General features: G+C 65.0%; 17 protein-coding genes and 1 riboswitch. Of the genes, 8 read left to right on the top strand and 9 right to left on the bottom strand.

Going from position 1 to position 22960, the window contains the following annotated elements; genetic code table 11:
• Nucleotides 1-12: 12 nt before the first annotated feature.
• The 5 genes from cobI to G7Y54_RS11600 all read right to left on the bottom strand — a co-directional run bounded on the left by cobI (nt 13) and on the right by G7Y54_RS11600 (nt 4832).
• On the bottom strand, nt 13-741 hold the full coding sequence (gene cobI / locus G7Y54_RS11580; protein ID WP_165079503.1) for a precorrin-2 C(20)-methyltransferase: 729 nt from the start codon (nt 739-741) through the stop codon (nt 13-15).
• Nucleotides 738-1628, bottom strand: coding sequence for an ABC transporter substrate-binding protein (locus tag G7Y54_RS11585; protein WP_346773644.1), 891 nt, complete (start codon nt 1626-1628; stop codon nt 738-740). Before G7Y54_RS11585 ends, cobI begins: the two co-directional genes overlap by 4 nt.
• A complete protein-coding gene (locus tag G7Y54_RS11590) occupies nt 1576-2427 on the bottom strand; it encodes an ABC transporter ATP-binding protein (RefSeq protein WP_241159471.1) in 852 nt (283 codons plus the stop codon). Before G7Y54_RS11590 ends, G7Y54_RS11585 begins: the two co-directional genes overlap by 53 nt.
• Nucleotides 2427-3503, bottom strand: coding sequence for an iron ABC transporter permease (locus tag G7Y54_RS11595; RefSeq protein ID WP_346773643.1), 1077 nt, complete (start codon nt 3501-3503; stop codon nt 2427-2429). Before G7Y54_RS11595 ends, G7Y54_RS11590 begins: the two co-directional genes overlap by 1 nt.
• Nucleotides 3504-3685: 182 nt before the next feature.
• Nucleotides 3686-3803, bottom strand: a riboswitch (cobalamin riboswitch).
• 99 nt (nt 3804-3902) lie between these two features.
• Nucleotides 3903-4832 (bottom strand): phosphoglycerate dehydrogenase, encoded by a 930-nt coding sequence (locus tag G7Y54_RS11600; RefSeq protein WP_165079504.1) that lies wholly within the window; start codon nt 4830-4832, stop codon nt 3903-3905.
• A 235-nt stretch (nt 4833-5067) separates the two neighbouring features.
• Here G7Y54_RS11600 and G7Y54_RS11605 point away from each other — a divergent pair, with 235 nt between their 5' ends.
• From G7Y54_RS11605 to G7Y54_RS11620, 4 genes are all read left to right on the top strand, one after another.
• On the top strand, nt 5068-6957 hold the full coding sequence (locus G7Y54_RS11605; RefSeq protein ID WP_165079505.1) for a flagellar hook-length control protein FliK: 1890 nt from the start codon (nt 5068-5070) through the stop codon (nt 6955-6957).
• Nucleotides 6958-6979: 22 nt separating this feature from the next.
• Nucleotides 6980-7846 (top strand): flagellar hook assembly protein FlgD, encoded by an 867-nt coding sequence (locus tag G7Y54_RS11610; protein ID WP_165079506.1) that lies wholly within the window; start codon nt 6980-6982, stop codon nt 7844-7846.
• 96 nt (nt 7847-7942) lie between these two features.
• Complete coding sequence (locus tag G7Y54_RS11615) at nt 7943-10096, top strand: flagellar hook-basal body complex protein (RefSeq protein ID WP_165079507.1); 2154 nt, start codon at nt 7943-7945, stop codon at nt 10094-10096.
• An 844-nt stretch (nt 10097-10940) separates the two neighbouring features.
• A complete protein-coding gene (locus G7Y54_RS11620; RefSeq protein ID WP_165079508.1) occupies nt 10941-11849 on the top strand; it encodes a flagellin in 909 nt (302 codons plus the stop codon).
• 157 nt (nt 11850-12006) lie between these two features.
• Here G7Y54_RS11620 and rnc read toward each other — a convergent pair whose 3' ends face one another.
• Nucleotides 12007-12750, bottom strand: coding sequence for a ribonuclease III (gene rnc / locus G7Y54_RS11625; RefSeq protein WP_165079509.1), 744 nt, complete (start codon nt 12748-12750; stop codon nt 12007-12009).
• 107 nt (nt 12751-12857) lie between these two features.
• Here rnc and G7Y54_RS11630 point away from each other — a divergent pair, with 107 nt between their 5' ends.
• The 4 genes from G7Y54_RS11630 (at nt 12858) to G7Y54_RS11645 (ending at nt 19737) form a co-directional block, all read left to right on the top strand.
• Complete coding sequence (locus G7Y54_RS11630) at nt 12858-13202, top strand: hypothetical protein (RefSeq protein ID WP_165079510.1); 345 nt, start codon at nt 12858-12860, stop codon at nt 13200-13202.
• Nucleotides 13203-13278: 76 nt separating this feature from the next.
• Nucleotides 13279-15930: a TIGR03960 family B12-binding radical SAM protein gene (locus G7Y54_RS11635; RefSeq protein ID WP_165079511.1), complete on the top strand. Its 2652-nt coding sequence runs from the start codon at nt 13279-13281 to the stop codon at nt 15928-15930.
• A 60-nt stretch (nt 15931-15990) separates the two neighbouring features.
• Nucleotides 15991-16218, top strand: coding sequence for a hypothetical protein (locus G7Y54_RS11640; protein ID WP_165079512.1), 228 nt, complete (start codon nt 15991-15993; stop codon nt 16216-16218).
• Nucleotides 16219-16656: 438 nt separating this feature from the next.
• Complete coding sequence (locus G7Y54_RS11645) at nt 16657-19737, top strand: hypothetical protein (RefSeq protein WP_165080269.1); 3081 nt, start codon at nt 16657-16659, stop codon at nt 19735-19737.
• Between the two features lie 126 nt (nt 19738-19863).
• On the opposite strand, the gene G7Y54_RS11650 is transcribed toward G7Y54_RS11645, so the two are convergent.
• The 3 genes from G7Y54_RS11650 to G7Y54_RS11660 all read right to left on the bottom strand — a co-directional run bounded on the left by G7Y54_RS11650 (nt 19864) and on the right by G7Y54_RS11660 (nt 22960).
• Nucleotides 19864-20526 carry a CBS and ACT domain-containing protein gene (locus G7Y54_RS11650; protein WP_165079514.1) on the bottom strand — a complete coding sequence of 221 codons (663 nt, stop codon included), beginning with the start codon at nt 20524-20526 and terminating at the stop codon, nt 19864-19866.
• Nucleotides 20527-20630: 104 nt separating this feature from the next.
• The gene (locus tag G7Y54_RS11655; protein ID WP_165079515.1) at nt 20631-21785 is read right to left on the bottom strand and encodes an ABC transporter permease; all 1155 of its coding nucleotides are present in this window, start codon (nt 21783-21785) and stop codon (nt 20631-20633) included.
• Entirely contained in the window at nt 21782-22960 is a 1179-nt protein-coding gene (locus G7Y54_RS11660; protein WP_165079516.1) for an ABC transporter permease, read from the bottom strand. The genes G7Y54_RS11655 and G7Y54_RS11660 overlap by 4 nt, the downstream gene beginning before the upstream one ends.

Genomic DNA, 22960 nt, shown 5'->3' on the forward strand with positions numbered 1-22960 from the left:
ACTGCCAAAAAACTAGCTTTCGTCGCTCCCGCTGTCATCCCGGGGAGCCGCGCTCAGGATGAGCGACATATAGGGCGGCCGGGCGTCACCTTCATCCACGCCCCGGCGCACCTCTTCCCCGGGGCGTTCCACATGGCTCGCCAGGAGTGCGTCTTCCGCGCGGCCCGTGGCCGAGAGCGCCCGGGCTATGGCCGGGAAGTTGCGATAGGCCTTGAGGATGACCGCCATGTCGGCCCCTTCGAGCTCGCGGGCAAGGTCTTCGCCACGGCGGATGCCGGGCAGGATGTGCAGGCTTTCTTCCCCTTCGCAGAGGATGGTCTCTGTGCGCGCGGCCGCTGCCTGGAAGGACGTGATGCCGGGGATGACCTCCACCGGCGTTTCCGGCGCGAACGCCCGCACGGTGCGCAGCAGGTAGCCGAAGGTGCTGTAGATGAGCGGGTCGCCAATGGTGAGGAAGGCCGCATCCTCCCCGCCGGCAAGCACGGCCAGCGTGGTTTCGGCGGCTTTCCGCCAGGCCGCGCGCAGTTCCGCCTCCTCGCGCGTCATGGGAAAGTCAAGGCGCAGGATGCGAGCCAGCGGCGAAAGGTGCGGCCGCGCGGTCTCAAGCGCGGCCGAGGTGTCGTTGCGCGGCGAGGCCGCGGCCAGAATGACCGGCACGGAGCCCAGCACCCGCACGGCCCGCAGGGTGATGAGGTCCGGCGCGCCGGGCCCCACGCCCACGGCATAGAGTGTGCCGCTCATTTTCCCTCCCCCTTTGTGCCGGCAGCCGGCCTTTTGAGCCCCATGAGCCATTGGGCGAGCTGTTCCGCCGCCTCCACGGAGCGCGGCCCGGGCCTGGAGAACAGCGCCTCGTCCACCTCCAGCGTGCGGCCCGCGCGCACGGCGCCGAGCCCGCGAAAATGCGGCCGCCCGGCAAGTGGCTCGGGCGCGGGGTTCATGGGGCCGCGCTGGACGAGATAGACCTCAGGGTCGGCCAGGAGCACGGCCTCCTCGTTGAGGCGGGCGAGCTTGCGCTTTTCGCTGACCACGTTCTCGCCGCCGGCCGCCTCGATGATGTCCGACACGATGCCGCCGCGCCCGGCCGCCAGAAGGTCGGGCGAGCGCACCTCATAAAAGACGCGCCACGGCCTCTGGCCCGCATGTTCGGCGGCCAGCGCCGCAAGCCGCGCCTTCCAGTCCGCCACAAGGGCCCGCGCCTCGGCCTCGCGGCCGCAGAGCCGGCCAAGGATCTCCATCACCCGGAAGAGCTGGGCAAAGGAATTGACCTCGAAGCTGAGCACCGGCACGCCCAGCTGGCGCAGGGCCTCGGTCTGGAGCAAGGCCTCGCCGCGCCCGCTCATCTGGAGCACAAGGTCGGGGCGCGCGCCGGCCACAAGCTCCGCATTGGGCCGCATGTGCGTGCCCACGGCGGGGAGCTGCGCGAGCCCGGGCACAGTGGCGTCCGCGTCCGTGCGGCCCACGAGCCTGTCGCCGCAGCCCAGCGCGAGCAGCATTTCGCCAAAAGCCCCGTAGAGCGGGATGATGCGCCGCGCGGGCTTCTCCAGCCTGAGAGTGTGACCCGTGTCGTCCGTAACCTCAATGGGGGCGGCCAGCGCCGGCAACCGCGGGAGCAGGAGCAGGCACAGCACGAGCGGCAAGGGCCGGCAAAGCCTGCGGGATGTCGCCGTCGGGATGGCGAAACACGGTAAGCGGCAAGTCATAGAGGGCACTAAGGTTCTCCTCGGTAAAGACAGCGGCAACCGGGCCGTCGAACAGGATGCGCCCGGCCTTGAGCCCCATAAGGCGCGTGGCGTGGCGCGCGGCCAGGTTGCAGTCATGGGCCGCCTGGAGCAGGGCCGCGCCGCCCTTGCGGCGCTCGTCCAGCAAGGCGAACACTTCCTCGGCCCGGGCCGGGTCGAGGCTCGCGGTGAGCTCGTCCAGCAAAAAGAGCGGCGCGGCCACGCCGTCCATCTGGGCGAGCGAGCGCGCGAGCAAGGCCCGCTGCCATTCGCCGCCCGAGAGGGTTTCCACGGGGCGCCCGGCAAGATGTGCCGCATCCACGGCGGCGAGGGCTCGCGCCGCGGCGGCGTGGTCCGCCCGGCTGTAGACGCCTGACCACGAAAGCCACGGATAGCGCCCAAGAAGCACCAAGTCGCGCACGGAAAGGCCCCGGGGCCGCTCCGGCTGCTGCGGCAGCACCGCCACCAGCCTGGCCCGCGCCCGGGCGGAAAGGGTGTGCGCCGATTCCCCGCCAAGGCGTACGGTCCCCTCCTGCGGCCGGAGCGCCCCGGCCGCGCAGCGCAAAAGCGTGGTCTTGCCGCTGCCGTTGGGGCCGAGCAGGATGACGTTCTCGCCCGGCGCCACCGCAAGGGTCACGCCCGAGAGCGTCCGCGCCCCGGCATAGCCCGCGGCGACGCCCGTGAGCTCCAGCGGCGGCGCGCCAGCCATCAGCGCCGCCATACCAGGAGGGCGAAAAAGGGGCCGCCCAAAAGCGCCGTGACCACGCCCACGGGCAATTCGCGGCCGCCGTCGAGCACGCAGCGCGCCGCCACGTCCGCCCAGAGCAGGAGCGCGCCGCCGCCGAAAAAGGCCCCGGCCAGCAGGGGGCCGTGCGCGGGGCCCATGAGCAGCCGCAGCACATGCGGCACCACGAGGCCCACGAAGCCGATGACCCCGGCCACGGCCACGCAGCCCGCGGTCATGCAGCTCGCCCCGGCCAAAAGCCAGAAGCGCGCCGGGCCCACGGCGAGGCCGAGGTGCGCCGCCTCCTCCCGGCCCAGCGCCAGCACGTCGAGCCTGCGCCACGAGAGGCCCACGCAGAGGAGGCCGGGCACGAGGGCGGCCAGCAAAAGCGGCATGCTTTCCCAGCCGCGCCCCTGGAAGGAACCCAAAATCCAGAAAACGATGCTCGTCACGGACTCTTCGTTGAGCGCCTTGACGAGCGCCACCAGCGCCCCCAGGAAGGCCGCCACGGCGATGCCCGCCAATATGACGCTCTCGCGGCTGAAGGCGCCCCGTCCGCGCCCGAGCCAGAGGGCCAGCGCGAGGGCGATCATGGCGCCGCACATGGCCGCGCCGGCCACGAGAGCCGTGTGCGGGAGGCCGAGCGCCAGCGCGAGCCCCCCTCCCACGGCGATGGCGAGGCTCGCCCCGCAGGCCGCGCCGGCGGAAATGCCCAAGGTGAAGGGATCGGCCAGCGGATTACGGAGCACCCCTTGCAGGGCCACGCCGGCCACGGCCAGCGCCCCGCCGCAGAGCAGGGCGAGCGTGACCCGCGCAAGGCGGATGCCCCCCACCACGAGCACGGGCACCTCCCCCGCGCCCTCCCCGGCAAAAAATGCCCTGAGCGCCCCCGCCACCTCCCCCGGGGCCAGCGGATAGGGCCCGGGCAGGCAGGCGAGCGGCACGGAAACAAGCCAGAGCAAGGCCAGCGCGCCCATGGCCCGGCGCACGCGCGCGTCACCGTGGGGAAGGGAAAGGAAGGAAGGGGCCACCGCCATGCACACCGGGAAACTGCGGGTCAAGCGCCCCTCGGGCACACAAAAAGGCCCCTCCCCGCCATCCCGGAAGGCCGGGAACGCGGCGGGAAGAGGCCCGTATTTCCTCCGCCAGGACCGGCAAAAACCCGTTGCCGGACAGCCGCCGCCCGGCTTTCCGGATGGCGCGTCACGTCATGCCGGGCAGTCCGGCATGGCTGGGGCACGGCAGGTCTTCCGGCTCGATCCCCCCGCTCCGGCCTTCCCGTTGCCAGTGGCGCAAAAAGGAACAGGGTTCGAGGATCTCACGGCGGCGGGTCCGCTCCCGCATTGCACGGGATTCCCTCTCCGGGGGCGTGGCCCCCTCGCGCCGCGCCAGAAAATCGGGGCGCGGCGACCGTATCCGCCAGCAATCTATGCGGCCGGCCGCGCCCTGTCAACGCGGGCCTACAGCGGCAGCCCGAGGTCGCGCAAAAGGTTGTCCACCGCCATGGTGCCCATGAGGTTGACGGCCCCGGCCGTGGACGAGGAGCAGTGCGAGCCCATGATGACATTATTAAGGATATACCAGTCCGGCTCCTCCGGCGGCTCGTGCGCGAACACGTCGAGGCCGGCGCCCCAGATGCTCCCGGCCTTGAGCGCGGCGAGCAGCGCCGCCTCGTCGATGAGGCCGCCGCGCGCGGTATTGATGAGCACGGCCGTGGGCTTCATGGAGGCGATGCGCCGTTCGTTGATGATGTTGCGCGTCTCGTCGTTGAGCAGGCAATGGAGCGTGATGAAGTCGCACTCGCGGCAGATGCGGTCCGCGTCCGCGCGCTCGATGCCCTGCTCCACGGCGAAATCCCCGTCCCACACGCTGTCGCTGGCGAGCACGCGCATGTCGAAGCCTTTGGCGCGCTTCGCCACGCGCCGGCCGATGGCGCCGAGGCCGATGATGCCGAGCGTCTTGCCGTACACGTCGATGGAGGTGATCTTGCTCCAGTCGCGCTCGCGGCAGCGGCGGTCGATAAAGGCCACGCGCCGGGCCACGCCGAGCATGAGCGCGAAGGCGTAGTCGGCCACGGCGTCGCTGTTGGCGCCCACCGTGCGCGAGACCTTGATGCCCCGCGCCTCACAAGCCGCGAGGTCGATATTGTCGAGGCCCACGCCGTACTTGGCGATGGCGCGGAGCTTGGGCGCGGCCGCGAGCACGGCCGCGTTCATGGGGTCCACGCCGAGGATGACGCCCTCGCAGGGCGCGATGAGCTCCTTGATGGCGGCTTCGTCGAGGATGCCGCCGGTCTCGTTGCGGATGACCTCAAGCCCCGCGTCCTTGAGGCGGTCGAAAAGCCCGGGGGCGGTCTTGCCGAAGGAACGCGGCGTCACAAGCACTTTCACGGTTCACTCCTTTGGCCGCCCACCGAAGTTGAGAGCCGGCCCTTCGCCCCACGTTCCTGAAAAAGCCGCGCCCTGTCAACCGTGAAGCCGGGGCCAACGCCCGGCAGGCTTTGCCGCCGCGAAGAGACGCCGCGGGCGGGGCATCATACCCATATTTCCTGATATTTCATAATGTTGCATCCAGTTTCCCCAACTGGAACATTCCTTGAATACTTAGGGCCGCAAGGAGTGGACCATGCAAATTATGCCTACCAGTTCCGCCGATGCCAGCCTGGGCTTTTTCGGGAGCACGTCAAACTCCGCCGGCAACGGCAACGGCGACTTCCTCCAGTCCATGCAGGACGCCATGGAAGCCGTGGACGACGGGAGCGAGCTCTCCGTGAGCGCGGCCCTCGAGGCCGACGCCGAGGCCGGGCGCCCGGTGGTGGAAAGCCCCTATACCCGCACCACCACGGACGGCGTGACCTATACCCTGAGCGAAGTCTGCTTCACCAAGCAGGAGCTCGCCGAACTGCGCCTCCAGCTCGTCAAGGAAGGCGCGCCGGAAGAGGCCCTGAAGCAATTTGACATCCTGGCCTCCCAGCCCAACGGGGCCACGCTCGCGCAGGTCATGGCCAGCCTGCGCGTGGCCGGCAACGCCCCCTCCCTCAACGAAGAGGACGAGCATGCCATCATCGCCCTGCTCGGCCAGATCGACCCCACGGGCGACCTCGCCCAGGACGTGCTCGCCAAGATGCGCGACGGCAACGGCGAGGCGGCCCTCGAGCTCATCGCCCAGGGCTTCGCCAGCATGGATGCGGGCAGCACCATCGAGATCAGCATCGAGGACGCCCTGGCCCTCGGGCGCGGCCTCGGCCTCGATACCGGCAGCCTCATGAACCTGGCCGGCAACTTCGGCGGCTTCCCGGCGCTGAAGGTCACGGCCGAGCAGTTCGGCAACCTCATGGCCCCGGCCACGGCCCAGCTCACCCAGCAGCGCGCCAACCAGGAAAAGCTGGACGCGGCCGTGGAAAAGACCCTGAAGCCCATCATCAGCAAGGCCCGCGACCGCATGGAGAAGGAAAAGGCCGCGAGCGAGCTGGAAAACCGCCGCGTGCAGCAGAGCCGCATCCTCATCGACCGCACCGTGCAGGAAAAGAGCCGGGGCATCCTTGACGAGACGCTGGCCGCCGACGCGCAGGCCGCCGACAGGCAGCAGGCCAGCGTGGCCGAGGTCATGAGCCGCAAGGCCGATGCCGAAAAGAGCGCCATGGTCGGCCATGCCGGCAAGGAAGAGAGCGCCAGCCGCCGCCCGGGCGCCGAAGCCGTGGAAAACGCTTCGCGCCGCCAGAACGTGGCCGAGACGGCGCAGGAGCGCCAGGCCGGCGCCGCCTCCAATGCCGAGGGCGCCCGCAACACCGCCGTCACCCGCGACATGGGCAATGACGCCCGCCACGGCGCGGACGATTCCGCCGCGCGCGACAGCAAGGACAACAAAAACCCCGAGTGGAACGAGCTCCTCGGCAAGGTGGAGACCCGGGCGGCCGCTCCCGCGCAGCCCACCACGGCGGCCAGCGGTTCCTTCCTCTACACCATGCTTCAGGGCGGGCAAAATATTCCCGATGCCGTGCCGGCGCAGGATGCGGGCCAGCTCCCGCAGATCTCGCGGCAGGTGGCGCAGCAGGTGGAGCAGGGCATGCTCACCGCCATGCGCGACGGCGCCACGCGCCTTGACCTTCAGCTGCACCCGGCGGAGCTCGGCGCCATCACCATCACCCTCGTCGCGCGCAACGGCGAGGTGAGCGCGCAGATCCGCTCCGAGAAGAGCGAGACCGCCGAGATGGTCTCCCGCCAGCTCGACACCATCCGGGTCAACCTGGAGCAGCAGGGCATCAAGGTCGACAAGATAGAAGTGCAGATGGAAAATTCTGCCGACCAGAACCCCTCCACCGCCTGGCAGGACCTCGGGCAGCACAACGCGAGGCAGGAAGAAGATGCCCGCCGGGAAGAGCTTGCCCGGCTGCGCAATCTTGCAACCGTTCGCAATAACTCAAGAAATTCTGAACCGACCGTTTTGGAACAGCCTGTGCATATTAGCGGCCAAACGGCACGATATGCCGGGCAGGCCATGCACCTCGTAGCCTAGGCCGCCCAAGACGGAGAAGACCATGTCGAGCATCACGCAAGCCCTCAACCAGACCAACAACGAGTTCAATTCCGCCCTTTCCAAGCAGAAGGGCAGCAATCTGGACAAGGACTCGTTCATGCTCCTCCTGGTCACCCAGTTCAAGTATCAGGACCCGTTGAACCCGATGGACGACAAGGAGTTCATCGCCCAGATGGCGCAGTTCTCCAGCCTCGAACAGCTCATGAACCTCAACACCAGCATGGAAGGCCTGACCACCGCCACCAACAACCAGCAGATGGTCAACGCCACTTCCTACATCGGCAAGCTCGTGAGCGTTTCCGGCAACACCATCGGCAAGTCCACGGCCGCCAATGCGGACGGCAAGATGGAGACCTCCATCAGCACCTTCCGCTACGCCTTCGGCGACAACGTGGTCAAGGGCACCCTGAGCGTGAAGGACGCCAACGGCAACACCATCTACACCGAAGACCTCGCCGGCAAGCAGGCGGGCGTGACCTTCGAGTTCAACTGGAACGGCAAGATGGGCAACGGCCTGGACGCCCCGGACGGCGTGTACACGGTCTCCCTCGGCGCCTTCAACGACAAGGGCGAGGCCGTCCTCTCCGACCAGGTGGTCGACGCCACGGTGACGGGCGTGGTCAACAGCGACGGCACGGTCTACCTCGGCATGGACGGCGGTCAGCTCATGGAGCTCGCCAATGTGCGCCAGGTGACGACGCCCAAGGTCAAGGAAAGCTCCGCCGCGAAGGACGAGAGCGACGCCAAGGCCGAAGACGGCAAGAACGAAGAAAACAAGACGGACGAAAGCGAAACGGCGGATGCCGAGAGCGGTTCCAGCGAACAGGAAGCCGCCTCCGGCGAGACCGAAGAAGCCAAGGCCGCCTAAACAACCAAGCTATCCCGGCGGCAACACCGCCACAAAACATAACCAAACAGCGCCACTATCCCAATAACGGCGCGGAAAGTTCAAACGGAGGAAGTCATGGGTCTTTCAGCCAGCATGTGGACCAGCGTTTCGGGCCTGCTCGCTCACGGTAACAAGATGAACGTCGTGGGCAACAATATCGCCAACGTCAGCACCATCGGCTTCAAGAGCCAGCGCATGGATTTCAACGACTATCTGTACATCAACGGCGGCTCCACCAGCGGCCCGGTGCAGATCGGCGCGGGCGTTTCCACCTACGCGGTGCTTGGCGACTTCTCGCAGGGCTCGCTCGAATCCACCAACTCGGTCACCGACATCGCCATCGACGGCGAAGGCTTCTTCAAGGTGCGCAAGCCCAACACGGACCAGATGTACTACACCCGCGCCGGCGACTTCTACTTCAACGCCGACCGCCAGCTCCAGAACCCCGAAGGCTACCGCCTCCAGGGCTGGAAGGTGGACAACTCCACGCGCCTGACCTTCAAGAGCGAGTCCATCAATCTTGGCAAGGACAAGGCCAACGAGTCCGCCTTCGTGGGCACGGGCACGCCGCAGGACATCGTGCTGGACTCCTGGTACCTTGAGCCGCAGCGCACCACCAGCGTGAGCTTCACCATGGGCCTCACCAGCGACGGCCGCGGCGACCGCTCCACCAGCGACACCTCACCCATGACCGCCCTTTACGACCAGTGGGACGCCTCCAAGAACCCGCCCATGCCCGACACCTCCCGCGCCACCTCCTCGGCCATCAAGGTGTACGACGAAGGCGGCAACGCCCACACCCTCACGGTCTACTACGACCAGGTGGCGTCCAAGCAGGTCGATTCCGACGGCAACACCATCTACGAGATCGAGGGCCTGCCCGCGGGTTACACGGTGTACGAATATGCCGTGACCATTCCCCCGGAAGAGGACATGCGCAGCTACGGCGGCAAGGGTTATGACCAGGTCACCAACACCTGGCAGGAAAAGCCCACCCAGTTCTACAATGACCCCGTGATGGGCACCAACAAGAACGCGGGCATGCTCATGACCGGCCACCTGATCTTCGACGCCGCCGGCAACCTGGTCAACCAGACGGCCTACACCTACGGCGCCAATTCCGAGCCGGGCGACCTCAACCAGTGCGACCTGCCCCCGGACGAGCTCTCCAGCTGGCAGTCCACCAAGTTCTCCAGCAACGGCCTGCCCACCTTCTGCGCCAACTTCACGGGCCAGCCGCTCGCCAACAGCGTGAGCGAGACCATCTCGCCCACCCAGTCCCAGGCGCAGGACTACATCATCGAGCTGGACTTCGGCCTGCGCTGCGTGAGCAACTGGGACAATTCCGGCACCCTGGCCGACCTCCGCGGCACGGAAAGCGCCCCCCAGCAGGTGAATGCCAAGCTCTCGCCCGTGACCAAGAAGGTCTATGACGGCCCCGACTACACCTGGGATCCGGCCACCTCTTCCTGGACCGGCACCGATGTGCCCCCGGCCAACACCGTCCTCTACAAGCAGGACGCCAACGGCAACTGGGTGGCGGCCACCGACAAGGCGGGCACCCCGCTCGACCCCACGGATACCGGCCCCTTCCGCGCGCAGACCACGGCCGACTTCGTTCCCAGTAACGTGCAGGCCATGGGCGTGGACATTCTGGACGCCGACGGCAACAAGGTGACGGTGGGCGCGGACGGCCGCATCGACCCGGCCGCCAAGGGCCCCTTCCACTATGAGACCACGGTGACCAGCCGCACCATCAGCTACAACGACGACGTGTCCAAGTACGGCGACCCGCTCAAGACCGAGAACGCCAGCTCCGCGGGCAACTCCAGCTACATCACGCAGGACGCCCATGCCGACGGCTACCCCTCGGGCGTGCTCTCCGGCACCAACATCGACAACGCGGGCGTGGTGTACGGCTACTATGACAACGGCGAAACCATCCCGCTCTACCAGATCGCCCTCTATGACTTCCACAACAAGCAGGGCCTCCGGCGCGAGGGGGGCAACCTCTACGGCCAGACCAAGGAATCGGGCGAAGCCCGCCAGGGCGTGGCCGGCGACAACGGCTTCGGCGTGACCCGGGCCTACAACATCGAAGGCTCCAACGTGGACCTGAGCCGCGAATTCGTGAACATGATCACCACGCAGCGCGGCTTCCAGGCCAACTCCAAGGGCGTGACCACCGTTGACACCATGCTTGAAACCGTCATCGGCATGAAGCGCTAGTAAGAGACAGTTTCCGGACTGGCGCGGCCCCGGAGCGGTTCCGGGGCGCGCGCCGCGGCGAAGGGATAGCGCCGCTTCCGGCTTCTTCCGTGAAAAAGTCCCCCCTGGCCGTGCCGGGGGGACTTTTTTGTGGCCTTTTGTGGCCCGGCAAAAACAGCCGCCGGGAATGGTCGTTCCCGGTCGCACGTGCGAAAAAGCGGGCACCGGCGGCGGGACTCCCCGGCATGCCGGCGCATTTTGCCGCCTTGCGGCCCGGCGCACGGGCGTGGCGAGAGCCGGCCGGAGCGCCCGCCGCCGGGGCGGCGGCATTCTGGCTCCCGCATCTTGCACCGCACCCACACGACGCCCCGCGGCAGCCCTGAAACGGCTTCTCCGGCACTTCCCGCTTCATCTCCCATCCGGCAAGCGCGCCGACCGCTCCAGCGCACAACGCAAGCTGGAGGGCCTTTCGGGCGTGGCGGCATCCTTTGCCCGCGCCGACAGGATGGCGTCCTGTGCCGGCACAGCCCACAGCTGGCAGAACGCCCCCCAGGGAGCGCGCAGGCGCCTCTTCCCCCTCCCCACCCGCAGCGGCCCCGGTTCGATCCCCCTTTTCACGCCCCGCGCGAGGCCCGCCATCGCCGCTGCCCGGCAGCTTCTGCCTGTTATCCTTAAGGAATTGTTCCCGATCCGCTGGGAAAAATCGTCGCCCACCCCGCCAAAAATGCGGCGCCGGGCCTGGGAAAATTTTGCCCTGAAAGTCTAGAAAATATGTAATATGCTAAAAAACAACGCTATTTAGCGTTTGGCATATGCGTTGCAATATGACGGGCACAGCTTATTCAACCACCCTAGGAGGTGCCCAATGTCTTTGGTCATTAACAACAACATGATGGCCGCCAACACGGCCCGAACCCTGAACTCGCATTACAGTAACCTCGCAACCTCAACCCAGCGGCTCTCCACCGGCCTGCGCGTCAACAGCGCGGCTGACGACGCCGCCGGCCTTGCCATCCGCGAGCTCCAGCGCGCGGACATCGCGGCCCTGCACCAGGGCGCGCGCAACGCCAACGACGCCATTTCCATGATCCAGACGGCAGACGGAGCCATGGGCGTCATTGACGAAAAGCTCATCCGCCTCAAGGAACTGGCGGAACAGGCCGCCACGGGTACGTACGACTCCACCCAGCGCCTGATGATCGAGTCCGAGTATCAGGCCATGGCCTCGGAAATCACCCGTATCGCCAACGCCACGGACTTCAACGGCATCCACCTGCTCAACGGCACGCTCTCCGGCGACCACGACGGCAGCGGCAAGAAGGCCGAGGACGGCATCTCGTCCACCGGCAGGATGAAGATCCACTTCGGCACGGGCAACGATTCCGCGGAAGACTACTACTACATCACCATCGGCAGCGTCACCGCCTCGTCCCTCGGCGTGGGCAACCAGGCGAGCATCGATGCCGACGGCTACACCGTCTCCACGCAGGAGGCGGCCCAGAAGGCGCTCGTCGCCATCAACGAGGCCATCGTCTCCAAGGACAAGATCCGCGCCCACCTCGGCGCCATGCAGAACCGGCTGGAGAACACCATCACCAACCTCAATGTCCAGGCGGAAAATCTCCAGGCCGCAGAATCCCGAATTTCGGATGTGGACGTTGCCACGGAAATGACACAGTTCGTGCGCAACCAGATCCTCACCCAATCGGCCGTGGCCATGCTCGGCCAGGCCAACTCGCTGCCCCAGATGGCCATGCAGCTCATCGGCGGCTAGGTCATCTAGACATAGGCTGTGGCAGACCAAAGACGGGAGGCCCGGGGGGTTGTTCCCCCGGGCCGGGTCACCCACCCGGTCCCTCCCGAAACGGCACAGCGCGGGCCAGGCCCGCGGGCCGGGTCATGGCCAGGGGATGTTCAGCACTTGGGGGAGTTCAACGCCATGTGTCCGCCGGCAAAGATTTTTGCGCCACAAGCGCCTCGAGGGCGCGGCGCGCGGCATCCTGCTCCGCTTTCTTCAAGCTCGTGCCCTGGCCGGCAAAGTTCCGCCCGTCAGGCAGCGTGAGGCGCACCTGAAAGTGCTTGGCATGTTCCGGGCCGCTGGTTGCCGCCTGAGTATAGACCGGCATGGTGCCGAAACGATGTTGTACCGCCTCCTGGAGGCGTGATTTGTAGTCCCGCGCCTGTGGCGCGCCCGCGCCAGACGGCCAGTGCCCCGCAAAGATGCGGGCGACGGCGTCCCTGGCCGCGGCAAAACCTCCATCCTCATACACAGCGGCAAGCACCGCCTCCAGCGCATCGCTGAGAATGGCATCACGGTCGCGGCCGCCCTGTTGCTCCTCGCCCCTTCCGAGCCGGAGGTGGGCGTCCAGCCCCAATTCCCGCGCGCGCCGGGCAAGGCCCCGCGTGCTCACGAGATGCGCCCTCAGGCGTGTCAGTTCGCCTTCCCTCAATTTCGGAAAACGCCGGAAAAGCTCGGTGGAAACGCAGAGCTCCACCACCGCGTCGCCCAGAAATTCCAGTCTTTCGTTATGCGCGCTTCCCGCGCCGCGCTCATGGGCCCACGAGCTGTGGGTGAGCGCCAGCCCGAGCAGTTCCGGGCGCCTGAACCTGTGGCCGAGTTTCGCGGCCAGGTCTTCCATGTCCGCGCCGTCCGGCGCCGTTTTTTTGTCGTCCATGGGCGCAAGTCTAGCCCAACCCGTGAGGATGGCAACCGAAAATCCCTTGACACGGGGCCGCCTGTTGCCTACCTAACAAGGGGACTTTATCCCTTAAGGAGCACACCATGGCATATGACATCCGCCTGATGAAGCTGGTGACGGGCGAGCTCGTCATCGGCAAATATGACGAGGCCAAGGACTGCCTCACCGACGCGGCCGCCATCCAGACCATCCCCTCGCAAGCCGGCGTGCAGATGATGATGCTGCCCTACGGCTATCCCTTCGAGCCGGATTTCACGGGCGTCCTGGACGGCAAATTCTTCCTCTACCGCTACGCCGACACCCCCAAGGAACTGCAGGACAAGTATATCGAGGCCTGCACCAACCTGACCGTGGCCGGCGGCCTCGGCAAATTGCAGTTCGGTTCCGGGCCCCTGCCCGGCGCGGGCGGCAGCGGGCTCATCTCCTAGGGGCCTGACAGTCTCCTGACAGCAAAAGGCGGCCGCGCGCCGCCTTTTTTATGGGCCTCCCCCAAGGCGAAAAACCATGCGCGACCTCCTGCCCCTTCTGCCACGGCCGAGCCGCTACGCCGGCATCGAGGACGGCGCCGTGCGCAAGCAGGCCGATTCCGTGCGCATGCGCGTGGCCCTGGCCTTTCCCGACCTCTACGAGGTGGGCATGTCCTACCTCGGGCAGAAGATCCTCTACGGCATCGTCAACGCCCATGACGGCTGGTGGGCCGAGCGCGTCATGGCGCCCGACCGCGCCGCCGCCGCCATCCTGCGCGAGCACAAGGCCCCGCTCTGCACGCTCGAGTCGGACACGCCGCTGGCCCGCATGGACTGCGTGGCCTTTTCCATCACGCACGAGCTCTGCTACACCAATGTCCTTTTCATGCTCGACCTCGCCGGCATCCCGCTGCGCCATGCCGACCGCCCGGACGACCTCGGCGCCTGCCCGATCGTCATGGCCGGCGGCGGGGCGCTGCTCGGGGCCGAGCCGCTCGCGCCCTTCATGGACCTCATGGTCTTGGGCGACGGCGAGGAGACATTTCCCGAAGTCCTCGAGCTGCTTGAGCGCGCCCGCGCCGAAGGGTGGGGTCGCGCCCGTTTTCTTGAAGAGGCGCGCCATATTCCCGGGGTCTATGTACCCTCCTTTTTCAGTGCGTGGCGGGGCGGCGGCCTCATCCCCCGCTTTGCCGACCACGCCCGGCCGGCGCGGCGCATCGTGGCCGACCTCGAGGGCGCCATCTATCCCGCGCGGCAGGTCATCCCCGCAGGCGCGGTGCACAACCGCCTCTCGCTCGAGATCGCGCGCGGCTGCACGCGCGGCTGCCGCTTCTGCCACGCGGGCATGGTCTATCGCCCGGTGCGCGAGCGCTCGCCCGAGAGCGTCGGCGCCCTGCTGGAGGCCTGCCTCAGCGAGACCGGCTTTGAGGAAATTTCCTTCCTGTCGCTCAGCACAGGCGATTATTCCGCGCTCAAGACCCTGTGCGAGGGCACCATGGAGCGCTGCGCCCGCGAGCAGGTGGTGCTTTCGCTGCCCTCGCTGCGCGTGGGCTCCATCGACGACGAGATCATGGGCCGCATGGCCGAGCTTAGGCGCACGGGCGTGACCCTCGCGCCCGAGGCCGCAAGCCAGCGCCTGCGCGATGTCATCAACAAGGGCATAAGCGAGGAGGACATCCTGCTCCACGCGCAAAAACTGCTGGAGCACGGCTGGCGGCAGGTCAAGCTCTATTTCATGATCGGCCTCCCCACCGAGACGGACGAAGACCTCGTCGCCATCGCCGAGCTCTGCCGCAAGGTGCGCGACGCCGGCGGCCGCGGGGCGCCGCGCCTGCAGGTGACGGCCTCGCTCTCGCCCTTCGTGCCCAAGCCGTTCACGCCCTTCCAGTGGGAGGCGCAGATCGGCCTTGACGAGATCGACCGCCGCGTGCGCCTCGTGCGCGAGCAGTTCAAGGGCCAGAAATGCCTCAAGCTGCGCTGGCACGAGCCGGCCATGAGCCACCTTGAGGGCATCCTCTCGCGCGCCGGCCGGGAAATGGCCGACGTGGTGGAACTGGCCTGGCGCAAGGGCGCGCTCTTCGACAGCTGGATGGAGAGCTTTGCCATCGCCCCGTGGCTCGAGGCCCTGAAAGAATGCGGCATCGCGGCCCAGGACTGCACCGGCGCCCGCGAGCCGGGCGCACCCCTGCCCTGGAGCCACCTCGAGGCCGGCGTCTCCGAGGATTTTCTCCTGCGGGAGCGCGAGCGCGCGCTGGCCGGCAAGGTCACGCCCGATTGCCGTTACGGCGCCTGCCGGCATTGCGGCGCCTGCGACACGGCCGCCGGGCCTTCGCTGTTGGCCGCGCCCGCGCGGACAGAGGGCGAAGACGCCACGCGCCGCAACCGCCTCGTCTTCAGCCAGCGCGACCAGGCCGCGCACCAGCCCCGGCGCGACGCCGAAGGGCGCCTCATCTGCAAGACCCAGAAGCAGGAGCCGCCCCACCTCGCGCCCGAGCTGGTGCACAAGGCCGCGCAATACCGCTTCTGGCACACCAAGACCGGCGGCAGCGCCTGCCTGAGCCAGCTGGAGCTCCAGGCCACACTGGAGCGCGCGCTGCGCCGCGCCGGCCTGCCGCTCGCCTTTTCGCGCGGCTTCCATCCGCTGCCCCTGCTCTCCTTCGGGCGGGCGCTCCCTGTGGGCGTGGAGAGCGAGGCCGAATGGTTCGCCCTCACCTTGCGGCGCCTCCTGGCCCCCGCAGAAGCGGCGGAACGCCTCGGCGCGCACCTGCCGCCGGGCATGCGCCTGCGGCTCGTGGAATTCACGCCGGCCGAACGGCGCACCGAACAGGCCGTGGCCGAAGTCTTTTCCTGCCACCTGGCCGGAGAAAGCGCGGGAGGCGGCACAGACGCGGACGGGCTGCTCGCGCGGCGCCTGGAAACTTTTGCCGCCCTTGCCGAAGCGCCCTTCACCCGCGAGGGCAAGAACGGCCCGCGCAGCATGGATCTCAGGCCCCTGCTCCTGCGCTGGGCGCCACAGCCCGGGGGCGGCGTGACATTCACCCTCGATTGGACTATGGGCTATCTTTCGCCGCTCGCCTTCACCCTGGCCGTGCTCGGCCCGGAGGCCGGGGAGCCGCGGGTACGCGCCCGGCTCAGACTGCGCAAGACGGGCCAGATCTTCGCCGACGGCCGCAAATTCCCGGCGGAGTGAAGGCCCTGGCAACGCATTGCCGCGCAAGGGCTATCAAGGCGCAAAGCGTGAGGAGGCTCCATGGCACAGTCCACCCCGTTCCCCGACGACATGCCGTTTTCCCAGCGGGTAAAGAGCCTTGCGGACGAAGAACTGCTGGAGATCTGGGAAGAGACCCAGCAGGTGGAACAGCTTCTCAATAAGGAGATGCGCACGGCCATTTCACTCGCGCCCGAGTATGAACGGGCCATCGTGGAGGAATTGCGCCTGCGCTCCACGCGCGGGCTCTGCCGCCGCGAGGCCCGCTGAAGCGCAGCCACCCCTGTCTTTGCCACCTTCAGGGTATAAAAAGCACGCGCCGCCACGCCCCAGGCCCTTTCCGCCAAAAATTCCGGCACTGGCACAAATGGCATCGGCGCGCCGGAGAAACCAGGCGCGTCCATGCCAGCCCCCTGACACCCTCTCAAAGCGCGAGCCCACGTGAGCCAAAAGGTAAAGTCAGGGCCATGCCCGGGCGCAGCGGGCGCCATCCGTGCAATGCCCACACCCGGCGCCCTGTCTTGCGCCACCATTGAAATCTGTGTATTAAAGCCGCCGTGCAGCCCGGCCTGGGTGGCAAGATGCCGCAGGCAGAGCTGGCTCCACCCCGGTTCTTGATTTCCGTCCGCTCCCTCAAAAGCGACAGGACGGCCAGGGCGCCCTGCGCCACTACGAGCCTCTTTGTCTGGCAAGCAAGGAATGCCCCGCATGCAAGAACTCTCATCGTTTCCACAGCTGCTGACAGGCCGCCAGGAAATGTCCCTGTGCAAATTCGTTGTCAGCTTCCTGCTCGCATGTTGCGGCTGTTATGTATACTACCTGACTTTTGATTTTACCTTGACGAAAACCTATGATTTTACCGTCAGCATCGCGCTGGAAGCGGGCGTTGATGCTCCCAAAAGGGTTTCGCTGTATTACCAGCTTCTTGCGATTTTTTGCTGCGTATATATAGCGGCCTATAAAGTTGTGGACAAGCTGCTGGCCATCTTGCAGCAAACTCTTCAGGAGCACCAATTAAGATTTGTGCTTCAAAATGGCATCCTCCTTGGTTCAGGCCTTGTTGCGCTCCTTTCGCTGCAATTCATCTTTCCCAATCCCACGCCGTATTTTATAGGTGTCCTTTCCGTCTTCATAGCCATATTCGCAGCGCTCTATCTTGCGCACTATTCCCGGTTGTCTCTCGTTGCCCACCGCCTCACCGGTTTCTGCATCGCGCTCCGTTCCCGAATCAATGCGGTCATACAAAACCTGTCGCCCGTGACGTATGTCCATCTCTGGATGGCCTTTGCCTGCGCGGCGACATTGTTTCTCTCCATCTCCAGAAAAGGCGAAATCAAGCCCAACCCCTTCTTCTATGTAGCGCTGGGAATTTTTTGCGCCTCCATCACACTCACATGTCTTGGCAAAGTTGCAAAAAATTTCCCGGGATTCTTCTCTTCCAGGCAGCTCTCCCGGGTGACGCGCTTTCTTTCCCGGGCTGTCCAGCCCGATACGAATACGGCGTTGATCTTTCTGCTCCTGTTGTCCCTTCAATTTTTGTTTCGCGCGGTCTTCTTGTTTCCCGCCAATATATCCTTTTTCAGCTGGAACCCCTTTATTCTTTCCTGTCTTCTCTACATGGTGACGATTTTCCTCCAGGCCAGCCGCCCATTTACCGGGCGGCTGTTTTTTGCGCTCTCGCCCCTGCTCTGGGGCCCTTTCTGTTACACCTTTTCCGCAGAAGTTCAATATTTTCTCTCAAAATGGGCAATCATCAATACATATCATATATTTCTTTCGCTTATTTTTTTGCTGTGCCTTGGCTCATATTTTCTATTGCTCCTCAACAAGGACTTTAATAAAGACGCGCTCCTCAAATATTTATACCTCCCCATTGTATTTTGCACTTTATATATCTGCGCCGCGTGGCAACCCACGAGCGTGCTCAGGGAAGACCTGCTGCACACGGGGAATGCGGTTGTATTGCCGCAACAAATTTTGGAATATAATCAATGGCCCTTTATCGACTTTATGCCCGCCAGGGGTTTCCAGTGGTCTTTTGGCCCGCTTCTCTACAACCTCCTCAATGGCCTTGGTGAGAGCGGTATTGAAAGCGTTGTGACGAGGAGTGTTTCACTGGAGCTGCTCGTCGGCTGCCTACTTGCCTATTTTGTCCTCTGTTATTTCCTCCCACCACTGGTTTCCGTTATCATAACGGAAGTGTTTTGTTTTAATATGGGCTTTTTCAGTTATGGGTATTATGGAATTACCCTTGTGGAAATACCCATTTTTTTATGGTACTTAAAAAATAAAACCAATGTCCGGCTTTGCCTCACATGGCTGGCGCCCATCCTTATTTTCGCTTTTCACCCGGCATCAGGCAAGTTTGCCATCATCTCCGCGAGCCTCCTGTTCCTCGTTACCTATTTAAAAGCCCCAAAAAAATTATTCAAAGTTTTTCTCTTCGGCGCCGGAGTTTTTCTTTCCTGCGGCATGTGCTATTTTCTTGTCCTGCACCTGTGCGATAAATCCATTGCCGAAACGCTGCTCCAGATACTGGCTTTCGGCAAGTCGCAGAACCTGATAGGGGCTTATCCCCATATTTTGAAACAGGTTTCGGCCAGCACATTTTATATTTTTCTTCTTATTCCCATTGTTTCCCTCCTTGCTGTTCTTTTTTGTTCCAACAAGATCATTAATTACGGCAATCCCACTCCGCAAACCATTTGCTTGCTCTATGTTGCCCTGTGCCTCATTTTTATGACGACCATCAGCCTCAATCGGCATTCTCCCTATGAAGGGGCCTATATTCCCTCCTATTTTTCCTTGATCCTCTTTATCTTCCCCCTTTTGCTGAATATAAAGAAAATATATTATATCGTCTGGTTAGCACTGGTACTCATTATCCATCCCTTGTGTTTCCCAAATATTCCCTTTTACAAGCCGAATTCCATGACCTTTAAAACCGCCCAGTGGCATGAAGCGCGGCCCACTCGCGTCACGATAAAGGCCACGGGCACCAATTATGGCGCAAACTATGCTGGGATTACGGAATTCTTAAAAACCCATCTTGGGAAGAATGAGACGTTCATTGACTTGACGGACGCCCATCTGTTGTATTCCAAGACGCATAAGCCCATGGCCTTCTTTCAGCATACGATCAGGATGATACGATTCTTGTCGCCCCAAAAAAGTTTTGTCCGCATGATGCAGGGGAAATATGACCGGGGCGAGGTCCCGCTGGCGCTCGCCGACAGCACCTCCTGGGGCATCGCCAACATGGACGGCTCGCCCTCGCAGACACAATTTCACATCATCCAATGGCTGTACAAGCATTACGAGCCTTATAAAATCGTCAATGGCTTCCAGATATGGGCGGCAAAAAACAGCCGCTTCGCACAGGAGGCGAGGCCAGATTTCCCCATCGCCCAAAACCATGCATGGGGCAAGCTGGCGGGCCTCTGGGCCACTGCGCTTTTGCCGGAAACTTCCCGGGTCGAAGCCACTTCCCCCGGAACGTACCCGGTCCAGCTTGATACCGAGCCAAGGGCGCTGCCGCTCAAGGATTTCGACTTCATTGAAAACGGGGCCTATATCGTCTTTAACATCCGTGCCCACGAAGCCACCACATTGCATGGCGAAGTTTCGGCCAACAATGCCAGCGGCAAGTTTTCCTTCCAGGTTGACCCCTCGGAGGCGGGAAAGGACTACACCATACCCCTTGATGCCCTGTATGCCGGCTTTCTCCGGCCTGAAAATATCCTTCTCTCAGCCGACAAGCCCGTGGAGTTGGAGCTTTCCCGGAAATAGACGCCAGGCCGGCAGAGGCCTTGCGAACGCCGGGCCGTTTCCCCCTTTTCACTCGTTGCCGATGCAGAAAGAGCGCGCCACCCTGGGGACGGCGCGCTCTTTCTCTTGAGCCGGCAAAAAATCCGCTCAGGCCAGGTGCACCTCGTCGCGCGCCCAGTAGAGCAGGCGCGCGTGCTCCTGCACGTCGCGCAAAAGCGCCTCGCGGGCGTCGTCCGGCAGGTCGCGGATGCGGAGGAAGATATTGCGCTGCCCCTCCTGGTTGTTGGTGGAAAGCACCGAGAGGATGCGCGCCCCGTGCTTGCGCAGGAGGTCGAAAATGGGCCGCATGGCCCCGGCCTCGTTGGCGATCTCCATGCCGAGCTGGATGCCGCCGTCGCGCACGCCGGTGATGTTGACGAGCGCCTTGAACACGTCCTGGTCGGAGATGATGCCCACGAGCTCGCCCTTCTCGTCCACGACGGGCAGGCCGCCGATCTTCTTGTCGAGCATGATCATGGCGGCCTTTTCCACCGTATCCGTGGGCTTGATGGTCACGGGCCTCGGGGTCATGATGTCCTTGGCCTTGATTTCCGCCAGGAGGTAATGCATCTCGTACATGTCGAGCGTGGTGGCCTTGGAGGGCGAGGCGTCGCGCACGTCGCGGTCGGAGATGATGCCCACCACGCGGCCGCTGTCGAGCACGGGGAGGCGGCGCACGCCGTGATCCCGCATGAGTTTGCCGAGCTTGAGCAGGCTCGTGTCGGGGGTGACGGTGATCACCTCGGGGGTCATCCAGTTCCGTATGAGCATAAGGCCTCCCTGCGCCTGTCTTTGCCGGGCGGTGCGCCCGGCCTTCTCCGTCAAGCATACCCGAGGCGCGCCCGGCGCACAAGCCCGCGCCCCGGGGCAGCCGCTCACGCCCTGCGGCGGAACATCCACACGGCCACGCTCACGGCCGCCACGCTGATGAGCCCGATCTTCCCGAGGTTGACCAGCGCCGCGCCGAGGGTGATGTCCTTCAAAAAGACGCCCTGGCAGAGCGTGGTGAAGTGCCTGAGCGGGTTGATCTCGCTTGCGCGCTGCAAGAAAACCGGCATGTTCATGACCGGCGTGACCGCCCCGGAAATGAGGATACAGGGGACCCCGACGGTGAAGGCGCCGAGAAAGGCCTGCTGCTGCGTGGCCGAGAGCGACGAGACCATGAGGCCCACGCCGCCCGCGGCGATGGAAAAGACGAGCATGGCCACATAGAGCAGGGCCACCGAGCCGTTGAAGGGCACGCCGAAGCCGAACACGGTGATGAGCAGGAAGAGCGTGCCGTGCGCGAGCCCGATGAGGCAGCCGGGCACGAGCTTGGCCAGCGCTATCTCCGTGGGCGTGGCCGGCGAGACGAGCAACTGGTCAAAGGTGCCCACCTCGCGCTCGCGCGCCACGGAAAGCCCGGTGACGACCAGCCCGAGCATGAGGCTCAGCATGCCGATCAGGTTGGGCAAAAAGAACCACTGGAATTCCAGGTTCGGGTTGAACCAGCAGCGCGTGCGCACATCGAGCCTGGGCACGGCCGGGGCCGCGTCCTCCGCCTGCGCTTGCGCCGCCCCGGCCATGGGCGTGGCCCGGGCCACCCCCTCCACTATCTGCGAGAGGTAGGAGGCCGCGATCTGCGCCGCGTTGGAGCGCCGCCCGTCGAGGATGACCTGCACAAAGGCCAGGCGCCCGCGCTCCACATTGCGCGAAAATTCCTCGTCGAACACGAGCACGAAGAGCGCCTTCTGGGCGTCCAGCACCGGGCGCACCTCTTCTTCCCCCATGAGGTGGAAGACGCTGCGGAAGGTGGGCGAGCCCCCGATGCGGTGCAGTATCTCGCGGCTCCAGAGGCCGCTGTCGCGCGAGAGCACGGCCACGTCCACATTGCGCACTTCCATGGTGGCCGCCCAGCCGAAGACCACGATCTGCAAAAGCGGCGGCACCACGATGAGGAAGCGCGAGGTGCGGTTGCTCAAAAGCACCAAAAGTTCCTTGCGCACGATGGTGAGCATGCGCCGAAGCGGCGCCGGGAGCTGGAGCTTCATGCGCGCGTGTCCAGTCGCTTGGTGAGGTTTTTATACACGAGCCCGAGCAGGATGGCCGCGAGCAGGCCCATGAACAGCAGGCTCGGGGCAAAGATGCTCCACACGTCGCCGGTGAGGAAGATGGTGCGAAGGCAGGTGTTGAAATAGCGGGCCGGCAAGAGCCGCGTCAGCATCTGGAGCGCTTCGGGCATGCTGTTGATGTCGAACACGAAGCCCGAAAGCATGAGCGCCGGCAAAAAGCCGGAGAAAAGCCCGGCCTCGGCCGCCACGAGCTGCCCGCGCAGGCACACGGAAATGAGCAGGCCCTGCCCGAGCGCGCTCAGCATGAACACCGTGGAGAGCAGAAGCAGCGCCCCGAGAGAACCGCGGAAGGGCACCTCGAAGAGCGTCACCGCCGCCGCGGCGCAGAGCGCCATGCTGAACATGCCCATGCAGAAATAGGGGACGAGCTTGCCGAGCAAGAGCTGGAGGCGCGTCACCGGCGTGGCGATGAGCGCCTCCATGGTGCCGCGCTCCCACTCGCGCGCGAACACGAGCGAGGTGAGCAGGGTGCCGATGAGGGTCATGATGACCGTGATGGCCCCGGGCACGAGAAAGCGCTCGCTCTTGGCCGTGGGATTGTACCAGTAGCGCGCCTCGAGCGTCACGGGCGCGGGCTGCGCCTGCCCGCCGGGGCGCGCCGTCACCTGCCAGTCGCTGATGAGACCCTGGCTGTAATTGCGGATATATTGCGCGGTGTTGGGCTCAGCCCCGTCCACGATGACCTGGAGCGCGCCCGTGCGGCCCGCGGCGAGCTGCTGGTCGAAGTCGCCGCGGATGACGAGCACGCCCTGCACCTCGGAGTCGCGCATCTTTTGCGCCGCGTCCCCCATGCTTGCCACATGCACGGTCTCGAACCACGGCGAATGGGCGAAATCCGCGGCCAGCGACAGCGCGTGGCTGCCGCCGCTTTCGTCGAGCACGGCGAGCTTGAGGATGCCGGCGTCAAGGGTGATGCCGTAGCCGAAAAGGAGGAGAAAGCTCAGCGGCAGCACGCCCGCTACCAGATAGGAGGAGGGATCGCGCACGATCTCTTGGAATTCCTTGACGATCAGCGCGAAAAGCTGGCGCAGCCAGAGGTGCCGCGGGGGCGCAGCGTTGCCCGGGCTTCCTTCCGCAGTGGCGCCCGCGTCCAT

The organism is Desulfovibrio sp. ZJ746, from assembly GCF_011039155.1.
GTDB lineage: Bacteria > Desulfobacterota > Desulfovibrionia > Desulfovibrionales > Desulfovibrionaceae > Desulfovibrio.